The sequence below is a fragment of the Gordonia namibiensis NBRC 108229 genome, assembly GCF_000298235.1.
Taxonomy (GTDB): Bacteria; Actinomycetota; Actinomycetes; order Mycobacteriales; family Mycobacteriaceae; genus Gordonia; species Gordonia namibiensis.
This window is the reverse complement of the sequence record NZ_BAHE01000015.1, coordinates 151536-170324: the sequence shown is the minus strand read 5'-3', so window position 1 is coordinate 170324 and position 18789 is coordinate 151536. Positions and strand designations below refer to the sequence as shown.

General features: G+C 65.0%; 18 protein-coding genes. 2 read left to right on the top strand and 16 right to left on the bottom strand.

Annotation, left to right across the window (positions count from 1 at the left end; translation table 11 throughout):
* Nucleotides 1-71 precede the first annotated feature (71 nt).
* Both GONAM_RS10105 and GONAM_RS10100 read right to left on the bottom strand, forming a co-directional pair.
* On the bottom strand, nt 72-1337 hold the full coding sequence (locus GONAM_RS10105) for an MFS transporter (protein WP_006866667.1): 1266 nt from the start codon (nt 1335-1337) through the stop codon (nt 72-74).
* On the bottom strand, nt 1334-1984 hold the full coding sequence (locus GONAM_RS10100) for a GntR family transcriptional regulator (RefSeq protein WP_006866666.1): 651 nt from the start codon (nt 1982-1984) through the stop codon (nt 1334-1336). Before GONAM_RS10100 ends, GONAM_RS10105 begins: the two co-directional genes overlap by 4 nt.
* A gap of 268 nt (nt 1985-2252) precedes the next feature.
* Between GONAM_RS10100 and GONAM_RS10095 the strand changes: the two genes are divergently transcribed.
* Nucleotides 2253-3449 carry an NAD(P)-dependent malic enzyme gene (locus GONAM_RS10095; protein WP_006866665.1) on the top strand — a complete coding sequence of 399 codons (1197 nt, stop codon included), beginning with the start codon at nt 2253-2255 and terminating at the stop codon, nt 3447-3449.
* A 44-nt stretch (nt 3450-3493) separates the two neighbouring features.
* On the opposite strand, the gene GONAM_RS10090 is transcribed toward GONAM_RS10095, so the two are convergent.
* Genes GONAM_RS10090 through GONAM_RS10065 form a run of 6 tightly spaced genes read right to left on the bottom strand, consistent with a single transcriptional unit; the run spans nt 3494 to nt 9789 of the window.
* Nucleotides 3494-4609, bottom strand: coding sequence for a TIGR03364 family FAD-dependent oxidoreductase (locus GONAM_RS10090; protein WP_006866664.1), 1116 nt, complete (start codon nt 4607-4609; stop codon nt 3494-3496).
* Nucleotides 4610-4644: 35 nt separating this feature from the next.
* Nucleotides 4645-5658 carry a zinc-binding dehydrogenase gene (locus GONAM_RS10085; RefSeq protein WP_006866663.1) on the bottom strand — a complete coding sequence of 338 codons (1014 nt, stop codon included), beginning with the start codon at nt 5656-5658 and terminating at the stop codon, nt 4645-4647.
* Nucleotides 5634-7226, bottom strand: a complete 1593-nt coding sequence (gene phnE / locus GONAM_RS10080; RefSeq protein ID WP_006866662.1) for a phosphonate ABC transporter, permease protein PhnE — start codon at nt 7224-7226, stop codon at nt 5634-5636. The genes GONAM_RS10085 and phnE overlap by 25 nt, the downstream gene beginning before the upstream one ends.
* Nucleotides 7223-8041, bottom strand: coding sequence for a phosphonate ABC transporter ATP-binding protein (phnC, locus tag GONAM_RS10075; RefSeq protein ID WP_006866661.1), 819 nt, complete (start codon nt 8039-8041; stop codon nt 7223-7225). Before phnC ends, phnE begins: the two co-directional genes overlap by 4 nt.
* Before the next feature lies 1 nt (nt 8042).
* Nucleotides 8043-9008 (bottom strand): phosphate/phosphite/phosphonate ABC transporter substrate-binding protein, encoded by a 966-nt coding sequence (locus GONAM_RS10070; RefSeq protein WP_006866660.1) that lies wholly within the window; start codon nt 9006-9008, stop codon nt 8043-8045.
* A 31-nt stretch (nt 9009-9039) separates the two neighbouring features.
* Nucleotides 9040-9789 (bottom strand): phosphonatase-like hydrolase, encoded by a 750-nt coding sequence (locus GONAM_RS10065; protein ID WP_040535959.1) that lies wholly within the window; start codon nt 9787-9789, stop codon nt 9040-9042.
* Nucleotides 9790-9891: 102 nt separating this feature from the next.
* Between GONAM_RS10065 and GONAM_RS10060 the strand changes: the two genes are divergently transcribed.
* The gene (locus GONAM_RS10060) at nt 9892-10608 is read left to right on the top strand and encodes a GntR family transcriptional regulator (RefSeq protein ID WP_006866658.1); all 717 of its coding nucleotides are present in this window, start codon (nt 9892-9894) and stop codon (nt 10606-10608) included.
* Between the two features lie 2 nt (nt 10609-10610).
* On the opposite strand, the gene GONAM_RS10055 is transcribed toward GONAM_RS10060, so the two are convergent.
* The 8 genes from GONAM_RS10055 to GONAM_RS10030 all read right to left on the bottom strand — a co-directional run bounded on the left by GONAM_RS10055 (nt 10611) and on the right by GONAM_RS10030 (nt 18680).
* On the bottom strand, nt 10611-11282 hold the full coding sequence (locus GONAM_RS10055; RefSeq protein ID WP_006866657.1) for a 4a-hydroxytetrahydrobiopterin dehydratase: 672 nt from the start codon (nt 11280-11282) through the stop codon (nt 10611-10613).
* A 73-nt stretch (nt 11283-11355) separates the two neighbouring features.
* A complete protein-coding gene (locus tag GONAM_RS10050; RefSeq protein ID WP_006866656.1) occupies nt 11356-12027 on the bottom strand; it encodes a 4a-hydroxytetrahydrobiopterin dehydratase in 672 nt (223 codons plus the stop codon).
* 105 nt (nt 12028-12132) lie between these two features.
* Complete coding sequence (locus tag GONAM_RS10045) at nt 12133-12837, bottom strand: hypothetical protein (RefSeq protein ID WP_006866655.1); 705 nt, start codon at nt 12835-12837, stop codon at nt 12133-12135.
* Between the two features lie 971 nt (nt 12838-13808).
* Complete coding sequence (locus tag GONAM_RS22435; protein ID WP_006866652.1) at nt 13809-14288, bottom strand: hypothetical protein; 480 nt, start codon at nt 14286-14288, stop codon at nt 13809-13811.
* Nucleotides 14289-14376: 88 nt separating this feature from the next.
* Nucleotides 14377-14922 (bottom strand): hypothetical protein, encoded by a 546-nt coding sequence (locus GONAM_RS10040; RefSeq protein WP_006866651.1) that lies wholly within the window; start codon nt 14920-14922, stop codon nt 14377-14379.
* 1053 nt (nt 14923-15975) lie between these two features.
* The gene (locus GONAM_RS23125; protein ID WP_083876406.1) at nt 15976-16458 is read right to left on the bottom strand and encodes an enoyl-CoA hydratase; all 483 of its coding nucleotides are present in this window, start codon (nt 16456-16458) and stop codon (nt 15976-15978) included.
* Nucleotides 16459-16561: 103 nt separating this feature from the next.
* Entirely contained in the window at nt 16562-17752 is a 1191-nt protein-coding gene (locus GONAM_RS10035; protein WP_245548600.1) for a hypothetical protein, read from the bottom strand.
* A gap of 46 nt (nt 17753-17798) precedes the next feature.
* On the bottom strand, nt 17799-18680 hold the full coding sequence (locus GONAM_RS10030) for a DUF8176 domain-containing protein (RefSeq protein WP_006866646.1): 882 nt from the start codon (nt 18678-18680) through the stop codon (nt 17799-17801).
* Nucleotides 18681-18789 lie beyond the last annotated feature (109 nt).

Below are 18789 nucleotides of genomic sequence, written 5' to 3'. Positions count from 1 at the left end.
CCCGCGGTGGGACCCGCTTCCGCTCCCTGGCGAGCCCCGACCAAACACTCAGCAGGGTACCCGGCGTCGTCTCAGTGCGACTGTCCGGTGACGACGCCCTCGGCTCGCATCGGCTGCTCGACGACCTCCGGCCGGACCTCCGGGCGATGCCTGGTGTGCCCCGACGCGGCGACCGCGAGGCAAGCCAGCGCGGCGATCGCACCGAACAGGAACATCTCGGTGTAGGTGATCGAGGTCCAGGTCTCGGTGATCCACGCGAGGAGCGCGGGCACGGCGAACCCCAGGTAGGTGACGCTGTAGAAGACGGCGGTCAGGCCGGCGAGGTCGTCGGGCCCGGCGATGCGCTGCACCTCGAGAAGGCCGGCAATCAGCGCCATGCCGTAGCCGCAACCCAGCAGCGTCGCGGCGACCAGGGACAGCCACACCGTCAGCACGTGCGCGGCCAGCGCGGCGACCAGCATGCCCGCGACGAGGGTCGTGAGGGCGACGACCACGCCGCGCGAGCTCCCCGGCACGTCGATGCGTCGGCCCACCGACTGGATACCGAATCCGGCACCGAGTCCCAAGACACAACACAATGCCGCGAACGCGATCGGCGCGCCGGAGGTCCGTGCCGACATCAGCGCCGGGATGATCGCGTACGCCGACGCGGCGGCACCGAACACCCACGGCGCGACCGGCAGGACGACGAACATGAACCGCCGGTGACCGGCAGCCGGGATACGCAGATCGTCGACCAGACGGCCAGGCGTCGAACTGCGGAATCGCGTCTCCGGCACGACCGTCAGCAGGGCTCCCGCGCACACCGCGATGGCGATGTTCACCAGGTACGGCAGCACATGCGGCCACGGACCCCACTGGGCGAGTACGCCGGCGACGCCCGCGCCGATACCGAATCCAGCGGTCAGGCTCATCGCCGCGCGTCCGGCGCCGGCGCCTGCCCGCGCACCGTCGCGGTCGGACAGTTCCTTGATCCAGCTGCCGCCGACGGCCATCGACAGGCCCAGGGCGATGCCGCTGCAGATGCGCCCCGCGGTCAGCAGGGTCACCGACTGCGAACCCGCGGCCAACAGCACCGAACCCAGCGCGGCGAACACCGGCGCAGGCAGCATGAGCGGCCGTCGACCGAAGCGGTCAGACAGCGGCCCACCGATCAGCAGCGCGGGCACGATGCCCAGCACGTAGGCGAACAGCAGGGCGTCGACGACGACCGGCGACAGATCGGTGATCTGTCGGTATAGGACCAGCAGCGGGGTGAACTCGTTGCCGCCCCACGCGGTCGCGAAGACGGCCAGCGAGACGGCGGGCCATCCGAAGCGGTTGCGGTTGTCGGTCATGCGGGTTCTCCCGAGAGGTCGTGGACACCGGCGAGGTGCCCTGCCAAGAGGTGTTCGAAACGGTCGGCGTCCGCGGATTCGATGGCACCGAGGAGGTCGAGGTGATCGGTGAGGATGCGCGTCGCCACCGCGGCGTCGCGGTGCACCGAGGCGATCGTCATGCGTCGATGGCGCTCCCCCAACGTCGTGTAGAAGTCGGCGAGGAGCGGATTGTCGCCGGCCGCTGCGATGAGCTGGTGGAACTCGGCGTCGAGGCGCGAGAACTCGGCCGCGTCGGTGGCGTCGGCGCGTCGATGGGCGTCGAGGTTGTCGCGGAGGCGTGCCACCAGCTCGGCGACGGCGGCGGGCCGGGACGTGACCGACCGGACGGCATGTCCTTCGAGGAGACGCCGAGCGTCGACGACGTCGCGTTTCTCGCGGTCGCCGATCGGCACCACGAGCGCTCCCCGTTTCGGGTAGAGCCGCATCCATCCCTCGGTCTCGAGACGCAGGAACGCCTCACGCACGGGGGTGCGGCTGACCGAGCACTTCGAGGCGATCTCACCCTCGCTGATCAGCTCACCGCCGGCGATCTCATTTGTGAGGATCTGCTCTTTGACCTCGGCATATACACGCTCAGCAGCGGATTCGGCAGAGGTATGCGACATAGACACAAGTTGTACCTTACCAATGTCCGATGAAGCCGTCACCAGCGCCGACCCGCCTTCCAGAACGGTCCCAAGCAGTGAGACACTTAATGCGGCCGTAACGAGCGTCACCCTCGCTCGAGCGCCCGATTCGCCTCCGCCGAGCTACCCGCCCCGGCGTCGATGCGTATCTCGATAGCTCGCGGGCAGCGTGGCCGGCGAGACGATGCAACCCGCGTTTCGCGGTATTCAGGAGGACCCGACCGTGACAAGCACGGAGGACACACGTATGGGCGAGACCCCGTTCACCGAACCGACCATTGCCGATCTGCCTATCACCGACGACGAGATCTTCTTGGCGCATGCCGGCGGCAAACTGTCGGTCGAACTGCGGGCGCCCATCGACACCCAGCGCGACCTGTCGATCGCCTACACCCCGGGCGTCGCCCAGGTGTCGCGCGCGATCGACACCGACGCCACCCTGGTGAACAAGTACACCTGGACGGACCGTCTGGTGGCCGTGGTGAGCGACGGATCGGCCGTGCTCGGCCTCGGTGACATCGGCCCGCGTGCGTCGCTGCCGGTCATGGAGGGCAAATCCGCACTGTTCCGCAGCTTCGCCGGACTCAACTCGATCCCGATCGTTCTCGACACCAAGGACCCCGACGAGATCGTCGAGACCCTCATCCGTCTGCGTCCGAGCTTCGGTGCGGTCAACCTCGAGGACATCTCGGCACCGCGCTGCTTCGAGATCGAGCGTCGCGTCATCGAGGCCCTCGACTGCCCGGTCATGCACGACGACCAGCACGGCACCGCGATCGTGGTTCTCGCCGCCCTCAAGGGCGCCGTCACCCACCTCGGCCGTGACATCACCACCCTGCGCGTCGTCATCTCCGGCGCCGGCGCCGCGGGCGTCGCATGTGCCAACATCCTGCTCGCCGTCGGCATCGCCGACGTCATCGTGCTCGACTCGAAGGGCATCGTCTCCGAGGGCCGCGACGGCCTCAACGAGTCGAAGGCCGACCTGGCGGCGCGCACCAACCCGCGCGGCCTGACCGGCGGTGCGGTGGAGGCACTCGACGGCGCCGACGTCTTCATCGGCGTCTCGGCTGGCCTCATCCCCGAGGAGATCATCGCGTCGATGAGCGACGACGCGATCGTGTTCGCGCTGTCGAACCCCGATCCGGAGATCCACCCCGAGGTCGCCGCCAAGTACGCGGCCGTCGTCGCAACGGGACGCAGTGACTTCCCGAATCAGATCAACAACGTGCTCGCCTTCCCGGGCGTCTTCAAGGGCGCACTCGACGCGGGCGCACGCCGGATCAGCGAGGGCATGAAGATCGCTGCGGCAGACGCGATCTTCTCGGTGGCGTCTGATGACCTGCGTGCCGATCGCATCGTGCCGAGCCCGCTCGACGACCGGGTCGCACCGGCCGTCGCGGCCGCGGTCGCCAAGGCGGCGCAGGACGAGGGTCTCTGCTCCTGATGTCGATGGTGTCCGGCGCCGCCCGACGGCGGCGCCGGACACTGCTACCAGCCCATCAGCTCGGCAGACTCTTCCGCGATCGCAGGGCCGAGCGTCATTCCCCGCCCGCCGGGACCGGTGACTGCCCACACTCCCTCTGAAACCGACTCCCGGCACACGATTCGGTCTGGTTCCGTGCACTGGCTGTAGACGCCGGCCCATCGTCGCTGAATCGGCGGTAAGGGCCTGCCCAGCAACGACTCTGTCACTTCGACGAGGTGTGCGTACGGATCCTCATCGACGTCGAAGGTGAACGGCTCGTCGTATTCATGTGTGTCCCCGATGGTCAGCCCGCCATGGAGTCGCTGAACGCACAAGAGCTGCATGCCATGCTCTGCTGCGACCGACCGTTGGGGCTCCGACCGCCGCAGTTCATCGAGCGCCGGCCCGGTGAATCCCGGGTAGTAGCGAAGACTGTCGCCGTCGGCGATGGAGGTCGTCAGTTGCTGTCCCAGTGGGGCCGTCTGCATCATCTGCAGACGCACCCGGCGGACCGGGAGCCCGCCGAACACCTCGTGCAGGAGACCGCGATGAGTTGCACCGGGACACAACACGACACAGTCACCGGAATGGACCGTGCCGGCGTCGTCGCGCACGGAGGTCCCGTCGATCTCGCGTGCTTCGACGCCGGGGACGAACGTGTAGCGGCCCGAGCGCGCGAGATACGTCCGGAGTGCCGGCATCGCCTGTCGTGACTCGACCGCGGCGTCACTCGTGCAGTGCAGGCCGGCGAGATATTCGCCCTGAAGTGCCGGGTTGATCTCTGCGACCTGGTCTCTCGTGAGCAGGTGGAACCCGCGCCGATCCGCGTCCTCACGGGCGGCGACCTCTCGGGCGACAGCCACCTCGGAGTCGTTCCGCAGCAACGTGATCGAGCCATTGGCGCGAAAGCCGACATCAGGGACCATCGCCCCGATCTCTTCCCAGAGCACGCGTGACCTCAGGGTGATCTCCAGTTCGGGCGCCGACCGGCCCGACACCCACACCAGACCGAAGTTGCGGACCGTCGCACCTCGCGCCTCCAGCTCTCGGTCGAGATGCACCACCTCGTGGCCACGTTCGACGGCCATCCAGGCGTGAGCGGTTCCGGTGATGCCGGCTCCGACAATGATCACTCGCATCGATTCAAACTCTTTCTGTCAACAGGTTTCGTTGTTCACGGGGCGATCGCGACGCGCAGTTTGCAACCCGGGGCCGGTTGCAGGGCGGACTCGATCAGCGCGAGCGGTACCGGATCGGTCACCAGTTGTGGCCATGGGTGGCGATCGACTGTGCGACTGAGGAACCGGATGGCCTCGCGCAGATGGCGTGGCTCATAGTTGTGGATGCCGGTGATCGTCCACCACTGCCGGACGACCTGTTGAGGGTCGATGCCCAACAACGGCCCCGGGGTGACGGAGCCGGCAAGAACGAGCGTCCCGGCGATCTCGAGCCGCGGGAGGCTTTCGCCGATGAACTGCGTCGCTCCCGTGAAATCGAGTACGACATCGACGTTCTCACCGTCGTCGGGCAACGCTCCGAAGCTCATTGCCTGGCCGAGACGCGCACGCTTGGGGTCGGCGATCAGAACGTGGGCACCGCGGTGGGCGCACACCGCGGCCGCGGTCGTGCCCAGCATGCCCGCGCCGCCGATCAGCACACGACGACCCGACAGGTCACCTGCACGTTCGACCGCAGCCATCACAGTGGCGGTCGCGCAGGCGGCGGGGGCGGCCACCGAATCGTCGAGTGTCTCCGGCACGACGACCACAGCCGTACCCAACGGCAGCACAATGTGTTCCGCGTAACCGCCCGACAGCGCCCATTCGCTGTCATAGGCCTCGTGACCGACTTTACGTATGCGCCGGCACTTGGCGGTCAGTCCACGCACGCATCTGTCACATTCACCGCATGTGACGGTGACCGACCATACGACCCGGTCTCCCACCCGGGCCGGCGCGTCGGCGCCGACCGCGACCACTTCACCCACGGATTCGTGACCCAGGACCGACGGACAGGGGGCCTGCCGACGTCCGGACACCGTGTGCAGGTCACTGCCGCACACCGTGGCCAGGCGGACGCGTACGACCATCTCCCCTGATCCAGGTGCCGGAATCGGCACCTCGACGATGTCGATCCGGTCGCCGCGCCACACCGCGGCGCGCGTCAGACCAGTTTCGAGCGTATCCATCCCGACAACCTCTCGATAGCGAAGACAATGACGAAGATGACGATCACGATCGCCCCGGCGATGTCGAAGTCGAGGGTGCGGATCGACTCGAAGAGCAGAAAGCCGACCCCACCGGCGCCGACGATGCCGAGGACCGTCGACGTGCGGATGTTGACGTCGAGCAGATACAGTCCCGACCCGATGATCGACGGCATGGCCTGCGGCAGCACCGCGGCGGACAGAGTCTTCCACCAGCCGCAACCCACCGCCTTGGCCGCCTCGACCGGACCGGCGTCGATCTCCTCTACCGCGTCGGCGACGAGCTTCGCGAGAAAGCCCACGGAACCGATTGCCAGGGCACAGGTTCCCGCCACGGGCCCGAGACCCAGTGCGGCGACGAAGATCACGGCGAGGATGAGCTCGGGTATCGCCCGGACGATCAAGATCCACGTCCGCGCCAGCCAGTACACGGCTGGGTGCGGGGTGACGTTGCGTGCGGCGAGGATTCCCACCGGAACCGACATCACCGCACCGATCGCGGTCGCCACCACACCAATGGCGACGGTTTGGAATGCGGCGTCGAACAGTTCTGCCCCGAGGGCGTCGAAGTCAGGCGGGATCATCCGACCGAACACCTCGATGGACGGACCGATCCAGGTGAACAGTGACAACGGGGAGACTTCCAGCACCACCATGGACGCGACGGTGGCGACGACGACCAGAACACCGAAACCGGTCCGGGCGATACGTTCGAGACCGGGCGGCAACGCAGACGGAGTCAGGAGGACTCGGCGGATTCCGATCGCCAACAACTCCATTGCCGCGATGATCAGCAGGATCACCAGCACGATCCCGAGAGCGCGTGGGTAGATCAAACCGCGGAGCGCGTCCTGGAGCGCGAATCCGATTCCGCCGGCGCCGACGAACCCGAGCACAACCGACATCCGCAAGTTGATGTCGATGCGGTACACGAATGCACCTATCCACGACGGCATGCACTGGGGGACCACTGCATTGACCATCTCGCGGAAGTATCCAACGCCCGTGCTGCGTACAGCCTCTCGAGGGCCGTCGTCGACCTGCTCGATCGCGTCGGCGAACAACTTCCCGAGCATGCCGATGGAATGCAATGCGAGCGCGAGTATCCCGGGAAGAACACCGATGCCGAGGGCACGGACGAAAAGTACCGCGAACAAGAGATCGGGCATGGCGCGGCAGAATGTGATGATGCCGCGCGCAACAGCGTGGACCACGGGATGCGGAGTTGTGTTGCGAGCCGCCAGAAAAGCCAGGGGCACCGAGGCGATCGCCGCCAGCACTGTACCGAGGACCGCCATCAGCAGGGTCTCGAGTGCAAGGACACCGATGCGGCCGGGATCGCCGAGCCGCGGTGGCAGCATCCGCTCGATGAGCGCGACGACGTCCTCGACCCCGTAGATGAGGGTCGTCGGCGCGAAGTCGATCCACCACGCGCAGAACAACGTTGCCGCGATTCCCGCGACGGCCAGACCGGGCAGGGTCGCACGGTTCCACCCGGGCCTGTCCGACGGCGACGGAGCCTCTTGCCGATCGAGGAGCGGTGTGTTCACCGGCGTCGCACGGCGGTCGTCGATGGCGTGGTCAGGTCGGGGTCGACACGCTGATAGACCTCCATCACCTCGTCACGGGTCAGCCCGATGGTGGAGCGATCGAGAACCTTCTGACCGGAGCGCAATCCGACGATGCGGTGCGCCCAACCCAACGCCAGGTCGACCTGATGCAAAGTGCAGAGGATGGTGAGCTTCTCCTCCACGCACACCTGGAACAGCAGGTCCATCACGACACCGGCGTTCTCGGGATCGAGTGAGGCCACCGGTTCGTCGGCGAGGAGGACGGTCGGGCGTTGCATCAATGTGCGTGCAATGGCGACACGTTGCTGTTGACCGCCCGAGAGCGTGTCGGCACGCCGGTGCGCCAGGTCGGCGAGACCGACCCGATCCAGATGTTCGAGAGCTTCGGCGCGCATCCGCTTCGGATAGGTGAGCGCACCGTATCGCGCGCACTTCAGCCGTCCGAGCCCTCCCAGCAGGACATTCTCGAGGCAGCTGATCCGCCCCACGAGGTTGAAGTGCTGGAACACGAAGCCGACCTCGCGACGCAGCGCACGGAGTTCACTCCGACTCGCTCGGTCCACACGGTGTCCGACGACGTCCACGACACCGGAGGTACTGGCGTGGAGGCCGTTGAGGCAGCGGAGGAGCGTCGACTTCCCCGAGCCGGAGAGACCGAGTAGCACCACGAGTTCACTGCGGTGGACATCGAGTGATACGTCGTCGACGGCCAGGGTGTTTCCGAAGCGTTTGGTGAGTCCGTTGACGTGTACGACGAGGTCGTCGCCGGCCACCGGTTGTGGTTGAGCAGGCATGTCAGGCGGCACACTTCTCGGACTTGGTGATCTCGCAGACGCGACGGACTCCGTCGTAGTCCTTGTCGGCTGTGGGAACGACGCCCCAGGCCCGCTCGTCGGTGATCAGGCACTCGTCACCCGAACAGATACCGGCCGCCTCCATCGAGTCCTGGTTGATCTTCTCGGTGAAGATCTCGGTGAGCTTGCTGATCGCGTCGGGACCGAGCGAGTCGTTGGCGGCGAAGACCGAGCCGGCGATCATCTCCGACTTCCACACCGTCTTGAGTTGCCCTGGCTTCAGGTCACCCTTTTCGACGAGCGTCTTGTCGACCATGGTGTCGAAGGCGAATCCGGCGTCGCAGTCGCCGGATGCGACGGACAGCGCTGAGGCGTCATGGCCGCCCGCATAGATCGGCTTCACACCGGCCGCGAGATCAGCCTCCGTGCCGGACTTGATCACGCCGGCCTCGATGAGACCCGCCGTCGGGTAGAGGAAACCCGACGTCGACCCCGGATCCACGAAGCAGACCGATTTGCCGGCGAAGTCGTCGAGATCGTTGACCGACGCATTGTCCGCCTTGGCGATTCCATAGGACTGGTAACCGGGTTGTGCACCTTTCTCCGAGATCACCGCGCCGAGCGGGGTGATCTTCGCGCCGTTGAGTCCGGCCACCACGTAGGCGAAGGGACCGAAGAACGCGAGATCGACGTTGTCGGCGATCATTCCCTCGACCACGCCTGCGTAGTCGGACGCCTGGACGAAATCGACCTTGGAGCCGGTTTCCTGTTCGATCACCTTGATGACCGGTTCGTAACTCGCCTTGAGGTCCGTCGAGTTCTCGGCGGGAATCGCCGCGAGGGTGAGGGTTTCGGGGAATCCTTGATCGTTCATCTCATCTTGGTTCCCACCGGAGCACGCGGCGAGCACGAGTGCGGTGGCGGCAAGCGCCGCGGTGAGAGTCAGACGCGACCTGCGAAACTTCATGGAGGGTGCTGCCTTTCTGGAAACGGGGGTCTCAGGTGGTGAAGAGCAAAGTGGAGAGATCGGCGACCGAAGACAACACGTGGTCGGCTCCGGCGGCACGCAGTGTCGCTTCGTCGTGGGCGCCGGTGAGCACGCCGACGGAGAGTCCGGCCCGGGCACGACGCGCGGTCTCGATGTCACTCGAGGTGTCGCCGACGACGATCACGTTGGCCAGGTCGTCGACCTGCGCCGTCAGCGCCGCAGCGAGGACGAGGTCGGGGAAGGGCCGACCGCGTAGGCCCGCCGTGGGCGCCAGGACGTGGTCCACCGCATCGGTCCATCCCAACGACCTGAGGATTCGCTGTTGGGTCGCCGGGCTGAATCCGGTGGTGAAGGCCGTCGCGATTCCGCGTGTACGCAGGTCGGAGAATGTTTCCGCGGCCCCTGCCACGGGCTCGACACCTCCGGCGATCAGGTCGCCGTACGCGCGCTCGAACTCCGCGTTGGCGGTCTCCGCCGCCCCGTCCGCGCCGAAGAGAGCACGGAAGACCGCGATCTTCGACTGCCCCATGGTGTCGAGCACGTACTGGCGGGCACGCTCACGTTCCTCCCCTTCGGCGGGCACACCGATGGCGGTGGCTGCCGCGTCGAAGGCCTGGGTCACGAGTCCGTCATCGACGACCGTTGTCCCGGCCATGTCGAAGATGACGAGTTCCACCGAAGTGGTGACAGCTACCGGGACAGGCGAATTGCCGTCACCCTGGTTGGCGGTCCGGCTGTTGGCTGAAGTGTTCATGCCCATACCCTCGCCCCTGGTATAGACCAATTCGGGTGACTTGCCTGAACCCCAGGTGAACACTGGGTTTCCATTTGGTCTAGACCAATTTTTGGTAGCGTCGGTTGTATGGCTCTGTCCGAACAGCCGCGTGTACTGAAGCACCAGGTGGTTCGATCGCGACTGGAAGAATCGCTGGAAGACCTCGTCGAGGGCGACCCGTTTCCCGCGGAACGCGAACTCGCCGAGACGTTCTCGGTGTCTCGCGAAACCATCCGCCAGGCGCTCCGAGAACTCCTCCTCGACGGACGGATCGAGCGACGTGGCCGCATGACGGTGGTTGCCGGTCCCAAGATCCTCCAACCGTTGTCCATCGGCTCCTATACCGAGGCAGCACGCGAACGCGGGATGGAAGCGAGTCGCTTCCTGGTGGGATGGTCACACTTGACGGCCGACGCGCGGCTGGCGGATCGTCTCGGTCTGGCCGTAAACGATCCCGTCCTCCAACTCGAGCGCGTATTCACCACCGCCGGCGTGCGGGTAGGACTCGAGAGGACTCGCCTGCCGGCGCATCGCTACCCGGGCCTCGAGGCCGACTTCGACGTGTGTTCATCGCTGTACGCCGAATTCGGAAGGCGGGGAATCATTTTCGGCAGGACAGAGGATACGATCGAAACCACGCTCCCGGATGCACGCGAAGCGGCTCTCCTGCACGTCGACGCGAGGACGCCGATGTTCCTGCTCAGACGCCTGTCCTACGACGACGAGGGAGTCCCCATCGAGTACCGTCGTTCGCTCTATCGCGGCGACCGCATGGCCTTCACCCAGACGATGTACCCCGACTGAGGTCAGTCGGTCTTCTCCTGCCAGGTGCACAGGCAGATCTCGTTGCCCTCGGAGTCGGCGAGAATCCACCACGCCGGTGCGAACTCGTCCGACAACAGTTGGCCACCGGCGGTGATCGCGGCCTGCAGCCGTTCGTGTACCTCGTCATGCGGTAGGCAGAGGTCGAAGTGGATTCGGTTACGTTGCGGGCGAGGCTCATCCATCTGCTGGAACCACACCGACGGCAACCGCCCGGCCGGGTCGGCGAGCTCCGCGAGTTCCTTGTCGTTCCCGTCGGAGTAACCCAGAACGGCCTGCCAGAACGGACGGATCGCCCCGATGTCCATGGCGTCGATCGCCAGTTCGATCGCCGTTACCGGGTCCGCGAGTTTCTCGAGCGCCATCTCGGCGGCGATCCCGGTGATCCGGTTGGCCAGGGCCACATCGGCTTCGGTCAGCTGATGCGCGCTGTGCGTCGTGAGGGTGAGATGCACTGAGCCGTACCGCAAGTCTACGTCGGGATGATGGTCGGCTTCCTCTGCCGCGTCGACGATCTTGGCGACGAACTCGAGCCCCCGCACCATCGACCCGGTGCGGTAGGCGGCCACGAGTTTGTCTGCGACGACGCGCCACGGGTCGGCGACGACCTCGGTGGCTTGCTTGGCGGTGAGCGGTGCACGCGTGGACCCGGTCATACTCCCCCATGCTGCCTGCTCGGCCGGAGATGCGAAAGGGCCACCTGTCGGTCGATGTTCCTCGAGTTGAGACTCACGCGGCCCGCGGCTGCCACGTGCAAAGGCAGATCTCGTTGCCTTCGGCGTCGGCGAGCGTCCACCATTCAGGCGCGAAGTCATCGCTGAGCAGCCGGCCACCGGCGGCAAGGGCCGAGCGCAGACGTTCTTGCACCTCGTCATGCGGCATCCGTAGGTCGATGTGTATCCGATTGCGCTCTGGGCGCGGGGAATCCATCTGCTGGAACCAGACCGACGGTAGTCGTCCGGCCGGATCGACCAGGTCGATGATCTCGTCGGCGGGCACGTCGGAGTAGCCCAGGACCGCTTTCCAGAACGGCCGGATGGCATCGATGTCGAGGGCATCTATCGCAAGGTCGAATCGGCTGACGGGAGTGGGCGTCTTCTCGAGATCCATGTCGTCGGCGATGGCCGCGATCCGGTTCGCGAGAGCCACGTCTTCCTCGGTGATCTGGTGCGTGCTGTGCGTCATGAGCACGAGATGCACAGAGTTGTACCTCAGGTCGATGTCGGGATGGTGCCCAGCGTCTTCGGCGGCGTCGATGATTCTGTTCACGAACTCGCCACCGCGCACCATCGAACCGGTGCGATAAGCCGCTTGGAGCGTGTATGCGAGTACCCGCCACGGATCGACGACGGCGTCGGACGCTTGCCGTCTGGTGAGTGGCGTTCTGTCGGAGCCGGTCATGATCACCCATGGTGCACGCTCACCGGACGATGGGACAGGGGCGTCTGTGCAGAGTGCGGGCTGAGTATCGGATTCCGGTAATCAGCCCGCAGCTCGAAGAAGCTGTCAGCGTCGGTTCGATGTAGCTGCCGCGAGCTTCGCGATGGACTCGATCGTTGCCGGCAAGAACCCGCGGCGGGCGTCCTCGTCGAGCGCGGTCCCGGCGCCGAGGACCGGGTCGTAGTCGAGGCCGATCACCGTGCCGACCGACCCGGACACCACGCCGACGAGCATGTCCGCGAGGCCCGTCTGCTGCTGTACCGGCAGCTGGGAGTCGATCACGACGACTGTGTTCTCGAGTACGCCGGCGCGGTCCCACTCCGTGAAGATGACCCGTGCCCGGTTGAGCAGGTCTGGGCGCGGACTGATCACGAGGACCGGCGTGAGGTTCGGGAGGTCGTCTTCGGCGAGTTCGGGCAGCAGCGTCAGCGGGTGCGCACCGGCGTCGATCACCGGTACTGCTCCCTGCCGCCACACCTCGACGACGGCGTCGGTGACCGCCGCCTCGTCGGGCGGCAACCACAGGCCCGTGCCCGACGCGGTGCGCAGCAACTCCTCGTTACCGGTTCCGCGGAGACGGAGTTCGATGTCGCAATCGTTGCCGGAAGCGTCGACCCACCACGAGAGCAGGCCGAGGCTCGTCGCGGCGCGATGTTCGGCAAGGAGTGCCGACACGACAGACGTGCCGACCCCGCCTGCGGTGCCACAAACAACAACGGCCCGCTCATCCCAGATCTGCGGGTCGCCGTCGCGAGGTGTTGTAGCAATCATCGATCCTCATGGAACCAGAACGTAACGGCCGTACTTAACCGCCCCGCGCCAAGGGTTTCCTCCGAGACCCCAAATGGCGGAATCGGCGGCCCCGATTTCAGGGTCTCCTCGTCGCTTTGTCTTCCAGCGGTCGTCGCTACGGAACCATCACGTAGAAACCGGCATTGCCGCCTTGTACAACACGGACCGGGCTCTTGTTGGCGTACGTATGGACCGAAACCGACGCCAGGCCAGAGCCGGTGTCAACGTCCCAAGACTTTTTGTCGCCGGGGCGCAGGCCAAATGTCCCTGTTGCGAACCTCTCCAAACTGAGGCCCCGGATACTGGTGTACCCAGTCCCGAACAACACCCGGCACTTTGGGTTTCGCTTCCAGCTTGCGCCTTGCCCCCTGAAACCGTGGGAGGTCGCAGTAACGCGCAGGATCCCCCGCCTCTTGGCCACGCCCTCCAGCTTGATCGTGACCGCGCCTCGACAGAACGAATGATCACCAAACGTTCCGAACGTACTGCTCGTCACCGGTAGTTGTTGGATAGGTACTGCGGTCGCGCTTCCCGACCCGATAAGCGAACCAACAAGAGCGGTCGCCACGACCGCCAGTGTGGCAAGTACTTTCGTCACGTGTTTGCACCTTTCGTCAAGCGGTCGCAGCCATCGCCTTTGAACATCTTTCACTGGTCCTTTCTGCGGGTATCAGCGAGCCTGCTCCGCAGGCCAGAGCACATCACTGCCCGGAATAGCGGACTTGAGGTTCTCGGACTGCGAACGCGTCCAGTCGCGTACCGACTTCTCTAGCTCGGGCCCGGCAAGCGCGTAGGGCGCGCGAGCCTGTGCACCGGACCAGTTGTACGAGGTCGTACCGACCCTGGCCTTCACGTCACCGCGACTGTTGACCACGTAGTCAACCGCTGGGAGACCTGACTGGCGACCGCCGCGAGCATGCAGACAAGAAGTTCCGCACCCGTCCGGAGAGTCAGGGTACGAGCATGTAAATCGTTGCGCCATAACCGGCAGGCACCCGAACCGGGCTGTTGGGCGAGAAGCCGCCGAACCCGAGACTAGCGGGACCGGACCCCGTGGCAATCTCCCAAACCTTCTTCTCACCCGGCCCCGGCCCAAACGTTGCGCTTACCCACTTTTCGAGGTTGTACCCGCGCACACTTGTGTAGAAATTCCCAAAGAGGACTCGGCACTTGGGATTTCGCTTCCAGCCAGAACCTTCTCCGGTAAAGCCGTGCGACCGCGCGGTCACCCGCACAACGCCACGCTTCTTCACAGGCTCATCCACCGTCACGTTGATCGCACCTCGACAGGAGGCATGATCACCGAACGTCCCGAAGTTGTAACCGGTTGGCGAGACTTGTGGGATTGGTGCGGCCGAGGCAGTCCCAACACCGGCCAGACACATCGCCGCGGCAACGACAACGACAAACGCCACGAAAAACTTGTTCACGTATCTTCCCTTCGACTGCTTTCTACGGGTGCGCCATCACGTCTTCGCGTGCGGCATCGATCGACCGATGATCAAGACTGACGGTGCATCACGGGACCAACATGAGAAATGTGGTACCCGAGACAGCGGTAGGAACACGGATCGGGCTATTGGACGAGTAGGTGGCGAGCGCCAGCGACGCAGGCCCGGAGCCGGTCATGACATCCCAGGTCTTCTTCTCACCGCGTCGCGGCCCGAACGAACCAGTCGTCCACTTCTCCAAGTAGATACCCTTCACGCTGTTGTATCCGGATCGGAACAGCACGCGACACCTGGGATTCTTTTTCCACGTCACCCCGTCACCCACAAAACCGTGAGAAGTGGCCGTCACTCGGACGACCCCCCTCTTCTTGGCCACGGACTCGACCTTGTAAGTGATCGTTCCTCGGCAGAAAGAGTGGTCGCCGAGCGTGTTGAGGGAGGTGCTGGTCGTGTTCAACTGTTGGAGCGGCGCGGCTGCTGCATTACCGGCGCCAGCGGCAACCGTCATCACAGTAAGTGCCGTGCCCACCAGTGCCATGAAAAGTCGCTTCATCTCATCCTTGTCGCGTTTGTTGGGAGCGAGCGGAAATAACTGTCTCGCTTCGAGGTTCATTCGAGAACTGTCCATTCCGCCAGCTCCGCAGGCCAGAGAACTTCGCTGCCAGGAACAGCTTTTCTCAAGTTGTCGGACTGCGCCCTCGTCCAGTCGCGAATTGACTTCTCGGCGCCCGCGCCGAGTACTGAGTAGGGCGCACGCGCTTGCGAACCCGACCAGTTGAAAGCGGAGGAGCCGACCTTGACGTTCACATCTCCACGGCTGTTGACCACATAGTCAACGGCCGGCAACCCCGATCGCCGCGCCTCTTCGGGAGACAGATGGAACTCGAACTGGTTCGAGCCGTCGTTACCAGGCAGCGCGTGCCGGGGCCCATCTTTCCTCCACGGTTTCTCCGGATTCGCGCCCGGATCACACGCGCCCAGCGAGTTCGCGAGAAGGGCGCCGACAGTTCCGCCAATCGCAAACCCGATGGAGAAGGGGAGCAAAGAGCCGCTACGGAACGAGGATGAATGCGCCGTACCCGACTGATTGAGGCGCGTTCACGGGAAGATTCGACGTGTAGCCACGAACAGTGAGCGACACCAGACCAGAGCCGGTACGTACGTCCCAGCTGTGCTTCTCGCCGCGCTTGGGTCCGAAAGTTGCCGTCGAGTACTTCATGGCGTTGTAAGCCTGTCCGCTGAACCAGATAGCTGCGAGCTTGACTCGACACTTGGGGTTTCGCTTCCAACCGGGGCCATCTCCGGTGAATCCGTGCGAGTGCACCGTGACTCGTACGAGACCCCGGGTCTTCTTCGGCGCGTCGAGCGTGACGCGGAATGAGCCTCGACAGAACGAATGATCACCGAAAGTACCGAAATCAGAACCGGTTGTCGATAGTTCCGGAACTGGTGCCGCGGATGAATCCCCAGATCCTGACAAGCACATGACTACCGCAGTGACCGCGGAAATTACGGCAATAACAAGCTTTTTCATTTATCCTCCATCACTACCGGGGAACTACGGCCCAGGCGGTGAAACTTACGGCACAAACATGAAAGCGAGACGCCCTACGACTGCATCACCCGAACGGTGTTGGTGCGCTGAACCGAGGCCTTTCGAAACCGTTTAAGGAACCAGCAGGTAGATTCCGGTGCCGTATCCCTGTTGGAGACGTACCGGACTACTAGCCGAGTACGTCGCGACACCGACCGACGCAGGGCCCGACCCGGTTCGAACCTCCCAAACCTTTTTCTCTCCCTTTCGTGGACCAAACGAACCGGTCACCCACTGCTCTTTGTTCAAGCCGCCGGACCCGTTGTACAGAGTGCCGAAGAGCACGCGGCACTTAGGGTTCCGCTTCCAACTAGCGCCGTTGCCAGTGAAGCCGAGCGAAGTCGCGGTCACCCGAACGACGCCGCGTTTCTTCGGTGGCGCGTCGGCCCGAACGTCCACGACACCGTGGCAGAAAGAATGATTGCCGAACGTTGTGAAGCTGCTTCCGGAACCATAGATGTGAGGAATCGGAGCGGCCGAGGCCTGCCCAACGCCAGCGAGACTCGCGGATGCGGCAACTACAGACGCCGCCACAGTCACTGCCAGTTTCTTCATCTCAATCTCCCTCATTTCACGCCGCGTACTTTGCTCCTGCGACACTGTCCGGCTGTTCAGGGCTACTAGAACCACGGCTGATCAAATCCACTCGTGTTGCGAGCTACGCGGTGCCTTCTGCCGGCCACAAGACCTCGCTCCCCGGAACGGCCTTCTTCAAATGGTCCGACTGTGCCCGAGTCCAATCCCGAACCGACTTCTCGACATCCGCACCGAGAACCGCATACGGTGCGCGAGCCTGTGCACCGGACCAGTTGTACGAGGTCGTACCGACCCTGGCCTTCACGTCACCGCGACTGTTGACCACGTAGTCAACGGCTGGGAGACCTGACTTGCGAGCCTCCTCAGCAGACAGCTGAAACTCGAACTGATTTGGGCCCTCGGCCTCGGGCGCCGCATGGCGCGGACCATCGTTCTTCCAAGGTTCTTCCGGATTTGCACCCGGATCGCCGGCACCCAGCGAGTACGCCAGGAGACCACCCGCGGCGCCTCCGATACCGAAACCGAGCGCAGCACCCGCTGCAGCACCACCGACACCACCCACTCCGGCGCCGATCAGAGCACCCACGCCAGCTCCGTACAGGGCATTCGCACCGGCCGTCGGGAGACCCGTGATGATCGCACCCGCGATCGCACCGACGCCCGCCCCACCAACAGCACCCACCACCGCCGCCGGAAGCCCAAGCGCCACAGCACCAGCCGTACCACCAGCCATCACACCGATGATCGTGGCAGCAGCACGACGACTGGCCTCATCCTCCGGCACACCCACCGAGATCAAACCCTGAGCGATCTTCGCCTCGCCATACGCCGACCACGCGTTGATCGAATTGACATCCTTCGACGACACACCCTGCGGAATATCGGTCACAAAGTTACCCACACGAATCTTGTCCGGCGGCGGCGCAATCGGACGCACCGGCGGAGCAACCCGCGGCGCAACAGGATTGGTGATCGCCGGCGAATACGGCTGCTGGTAACTCTGCGACAACGACTGATCATACGACTGATACGGAGCCTCCACCGGCGGACCCGGAATCGACCCCGGACCCGGAACCACAACCGGCTGCACCACCGCATCACCCGGAGCCGAAGCACCCGGCGCAACATCCGACGGACTCGTACCACCCTGACCCGGCGCCGAATCCAACGGATCAGTGCCACCCTGCTCCGGAACAGCAAACGCCGCACCCGCACCAGCAGTGATCGACACTGCCACAACAGCAGACGTCACCGACAAAACCGGACCACTCGGGGCCCGACGCCTACGATGTCGACCTCGACTCTGGGTCATCTCAGAACAACCTTTCTGCGCCATCCGAATGGCTCTGTGTCTGAACTCATTCGACGGACTTGATGGATTGGATGTAGGTCTTGCCGCCCGTTGTGGACGTGCGGATGACCTGGCGATAGGTGATGGGCGCCGCGTCGGGCTGCAATTCGGTGAGCACCACGGCGTACTCGCCGGGAGCCCGTTCGGTGATCTTCAGACAGTGGCGCGTGCCGATCGGGCGTTGATCGATGTACTGCTGCATCACGTACTCGGAGGCGACGGCCCCCGGGGCTGCCACTGCGCGTGCGGCTTTCGCCGACCGCAACACGTAGTAGGCGTGGTTGAACGCGCGGATCGCGCCCGGGCCGGACTCCTGGTCGCCCTTCTCGTCGTCGTTCGACACCGTGGTCCCCGAACCGACGGGACGCTGCGCGCAGGCCGGGTGACTGACCACCCCCGACGTCGACGGCGCCTCTGTGGGCGAGGCGGACTCCGTGGCGTCCGCGGCGACCACGGGGCCGTCCGAGCCACCACCGGCGAGGGTGACAGCAGCGACGACTGTGGCGACAATCACAAGAATTGCGGCTGCCGCACCCGCGATTCGCGGTCCCGAACCGAGGAATCGTCGCCAACCTGGAGCCGTGCCGGACACAGCCTTTCGCTTCGCGCGGACCGACTTCTCGGCCTCGGCGAGGAAGGAATCGAGATCGGACGACGGCTTTGCCGAGACTTCGGCGAGCGGGGCCTCGAACCTCGGCGTCGACGGCTCTACCGGCGGGGCCGGGGCGTCGAGCACGGCCACCGCGGCGCCGCCGACATCGCCCTGAACTGCGTCAACGGAACGGAATCGCGCGAGGTGAGCGGCCAGATCGACTGCCGGAGTGGCACCGGACGACGGCCACGCGGGAACGTCGGGGAACCACAGCGAGTGCGGACGCGGCAGCACCATGAGACCCCTCCCCCCCGGATGGTGATCGTCGTCGTCAGTTGTGCACGCGACGACACGACACCAAAAAGGAAGATCCCCCCGGGCGCCGGCACTGCCGTCGCTGATATCG

What these genes read in the sequence shown, in the direction of transcription:
- GONAM_RS10105 (WP_006866667.1), bottom strand. Translation starts at nt 1,337, where the DNA reads ATGACCGACAACCGCAACCGCTTCGGATGGCCCGCCGTCTCGCTGGCC.
- GONAM_RS10100 (WP_006866666.1), bottom strand. Translation starts at nt 1,984, where the DNA reads ATGTCGCATACCTCTGCCGAATCCGCTGCTGAGCGTGTATATGCCGAG.
- GONAM_RS10095 (WP_006866665.1), top strand. Translation starts at nt 2,253, where the DNA reads ATGGGCGAGACCCCGTTCACCGAACCGACCATTGCCGATCTGCCTATC.
- GONAM_RS10090 (WP_006866664.1), bottom strand. Translation starts at nt 4,609, where the DNA reads ATGCGAGTGATCATTGTCGGAGCCGGCATCACCGGAACCGCTCACGCC.
- GONAM_RS10085 (WP_006866663.1), bottom strand. Translation starts at nt 5,658, where the DNA reads ATGGATACGCTCGAAACTGGTCTGACGCGCGCCGCGGTGTGGCGCGGC.
- phnC (WP_006866661.1), bottom strand. Translation starts at nt 8,041, where the DNA reads ATGCCTGCTCAACCACAACCGGTGGCCGGCGACGACCTCGTCGTACAC.
- GONAM_RS10070 (WP_006866660.1), bottom strand. Translation starts at nt 9,008, where the DNA reads ATGAAGTTTCGCAGGTCGCGTCTGACTCTCACCGCGGCGCTTGCCGCC.
- GONAM_RS10065 (WP_040535959.1), bottom strand. Translation starts at nt 9,789, where the DNA reads ATGGGCATGAACACTTCAGCCAACAGCCGGACCGCCAACCAGGGTGAC.
- GONAM_RS10060 (WP_006866658.1), top strand. Translation starts at nt 9,892, where the DNA reads ATGGCTCTGTCCGAACAGCCGCGTGTACTGAAGCACCAGGTGGTTCGA.
- GONAM_RS10055 (WP_006866657.1), bottom strand. Translation starts at nt 11,282, where the DNA reads ATGACCGGGTCCACGCGTGCACCGCTCACCGCCAAGCAAGCCACCGAG.
- GONAM_RS10050 (WP_006866656.1), bottom strand. Translation starts at nt 12,027, where the DNA reads ATGACCGGCTCCGACAGAACGCCACTCACCAGACGGCAAGCGTCCGAC.
- GONAM_RS10045 (WP_006866655.1), bottom strand. Translation starts at nt 12,837, where the DNA reads ATGATTGCTACAACACCTCGCGACGGCGACCCGCAGATCTGGGATGAG.
- GONAM_RS10040 (WP_006866651.1), bottom strand. Translation starts at nt 14,922, where the DNA reads ATGAACCTCGAAGCGAGACAGTTATTTCCGCTCGCTCCCAACAAACGC.
- GONAM_RS23125 (WP_083876406.1), bottom strand. Translation starts at nt 16,458, where the DNA reads ATGAAGAAACTGGCAGTGACTGTGGCGGCGTCTGTAGTTGCCGCATCC.
- GONAM_RS10035 (WP_245548600.1), bottom strand. Translation starts at nt 17,752, where the DNA reads ATGACCCAGAGTCGAGGTCGACATCGTAGGCGTCGGGCCCCGAGTGGT.
- GONAM_RS10030 (WP_006866646.1), bottom strand. Translation starts at nt 18,680, where the DNA reads ATGGTGCTGCCGCGTCCGCACTCGCTGTGGTTCCCCGACGTTCCCGCG.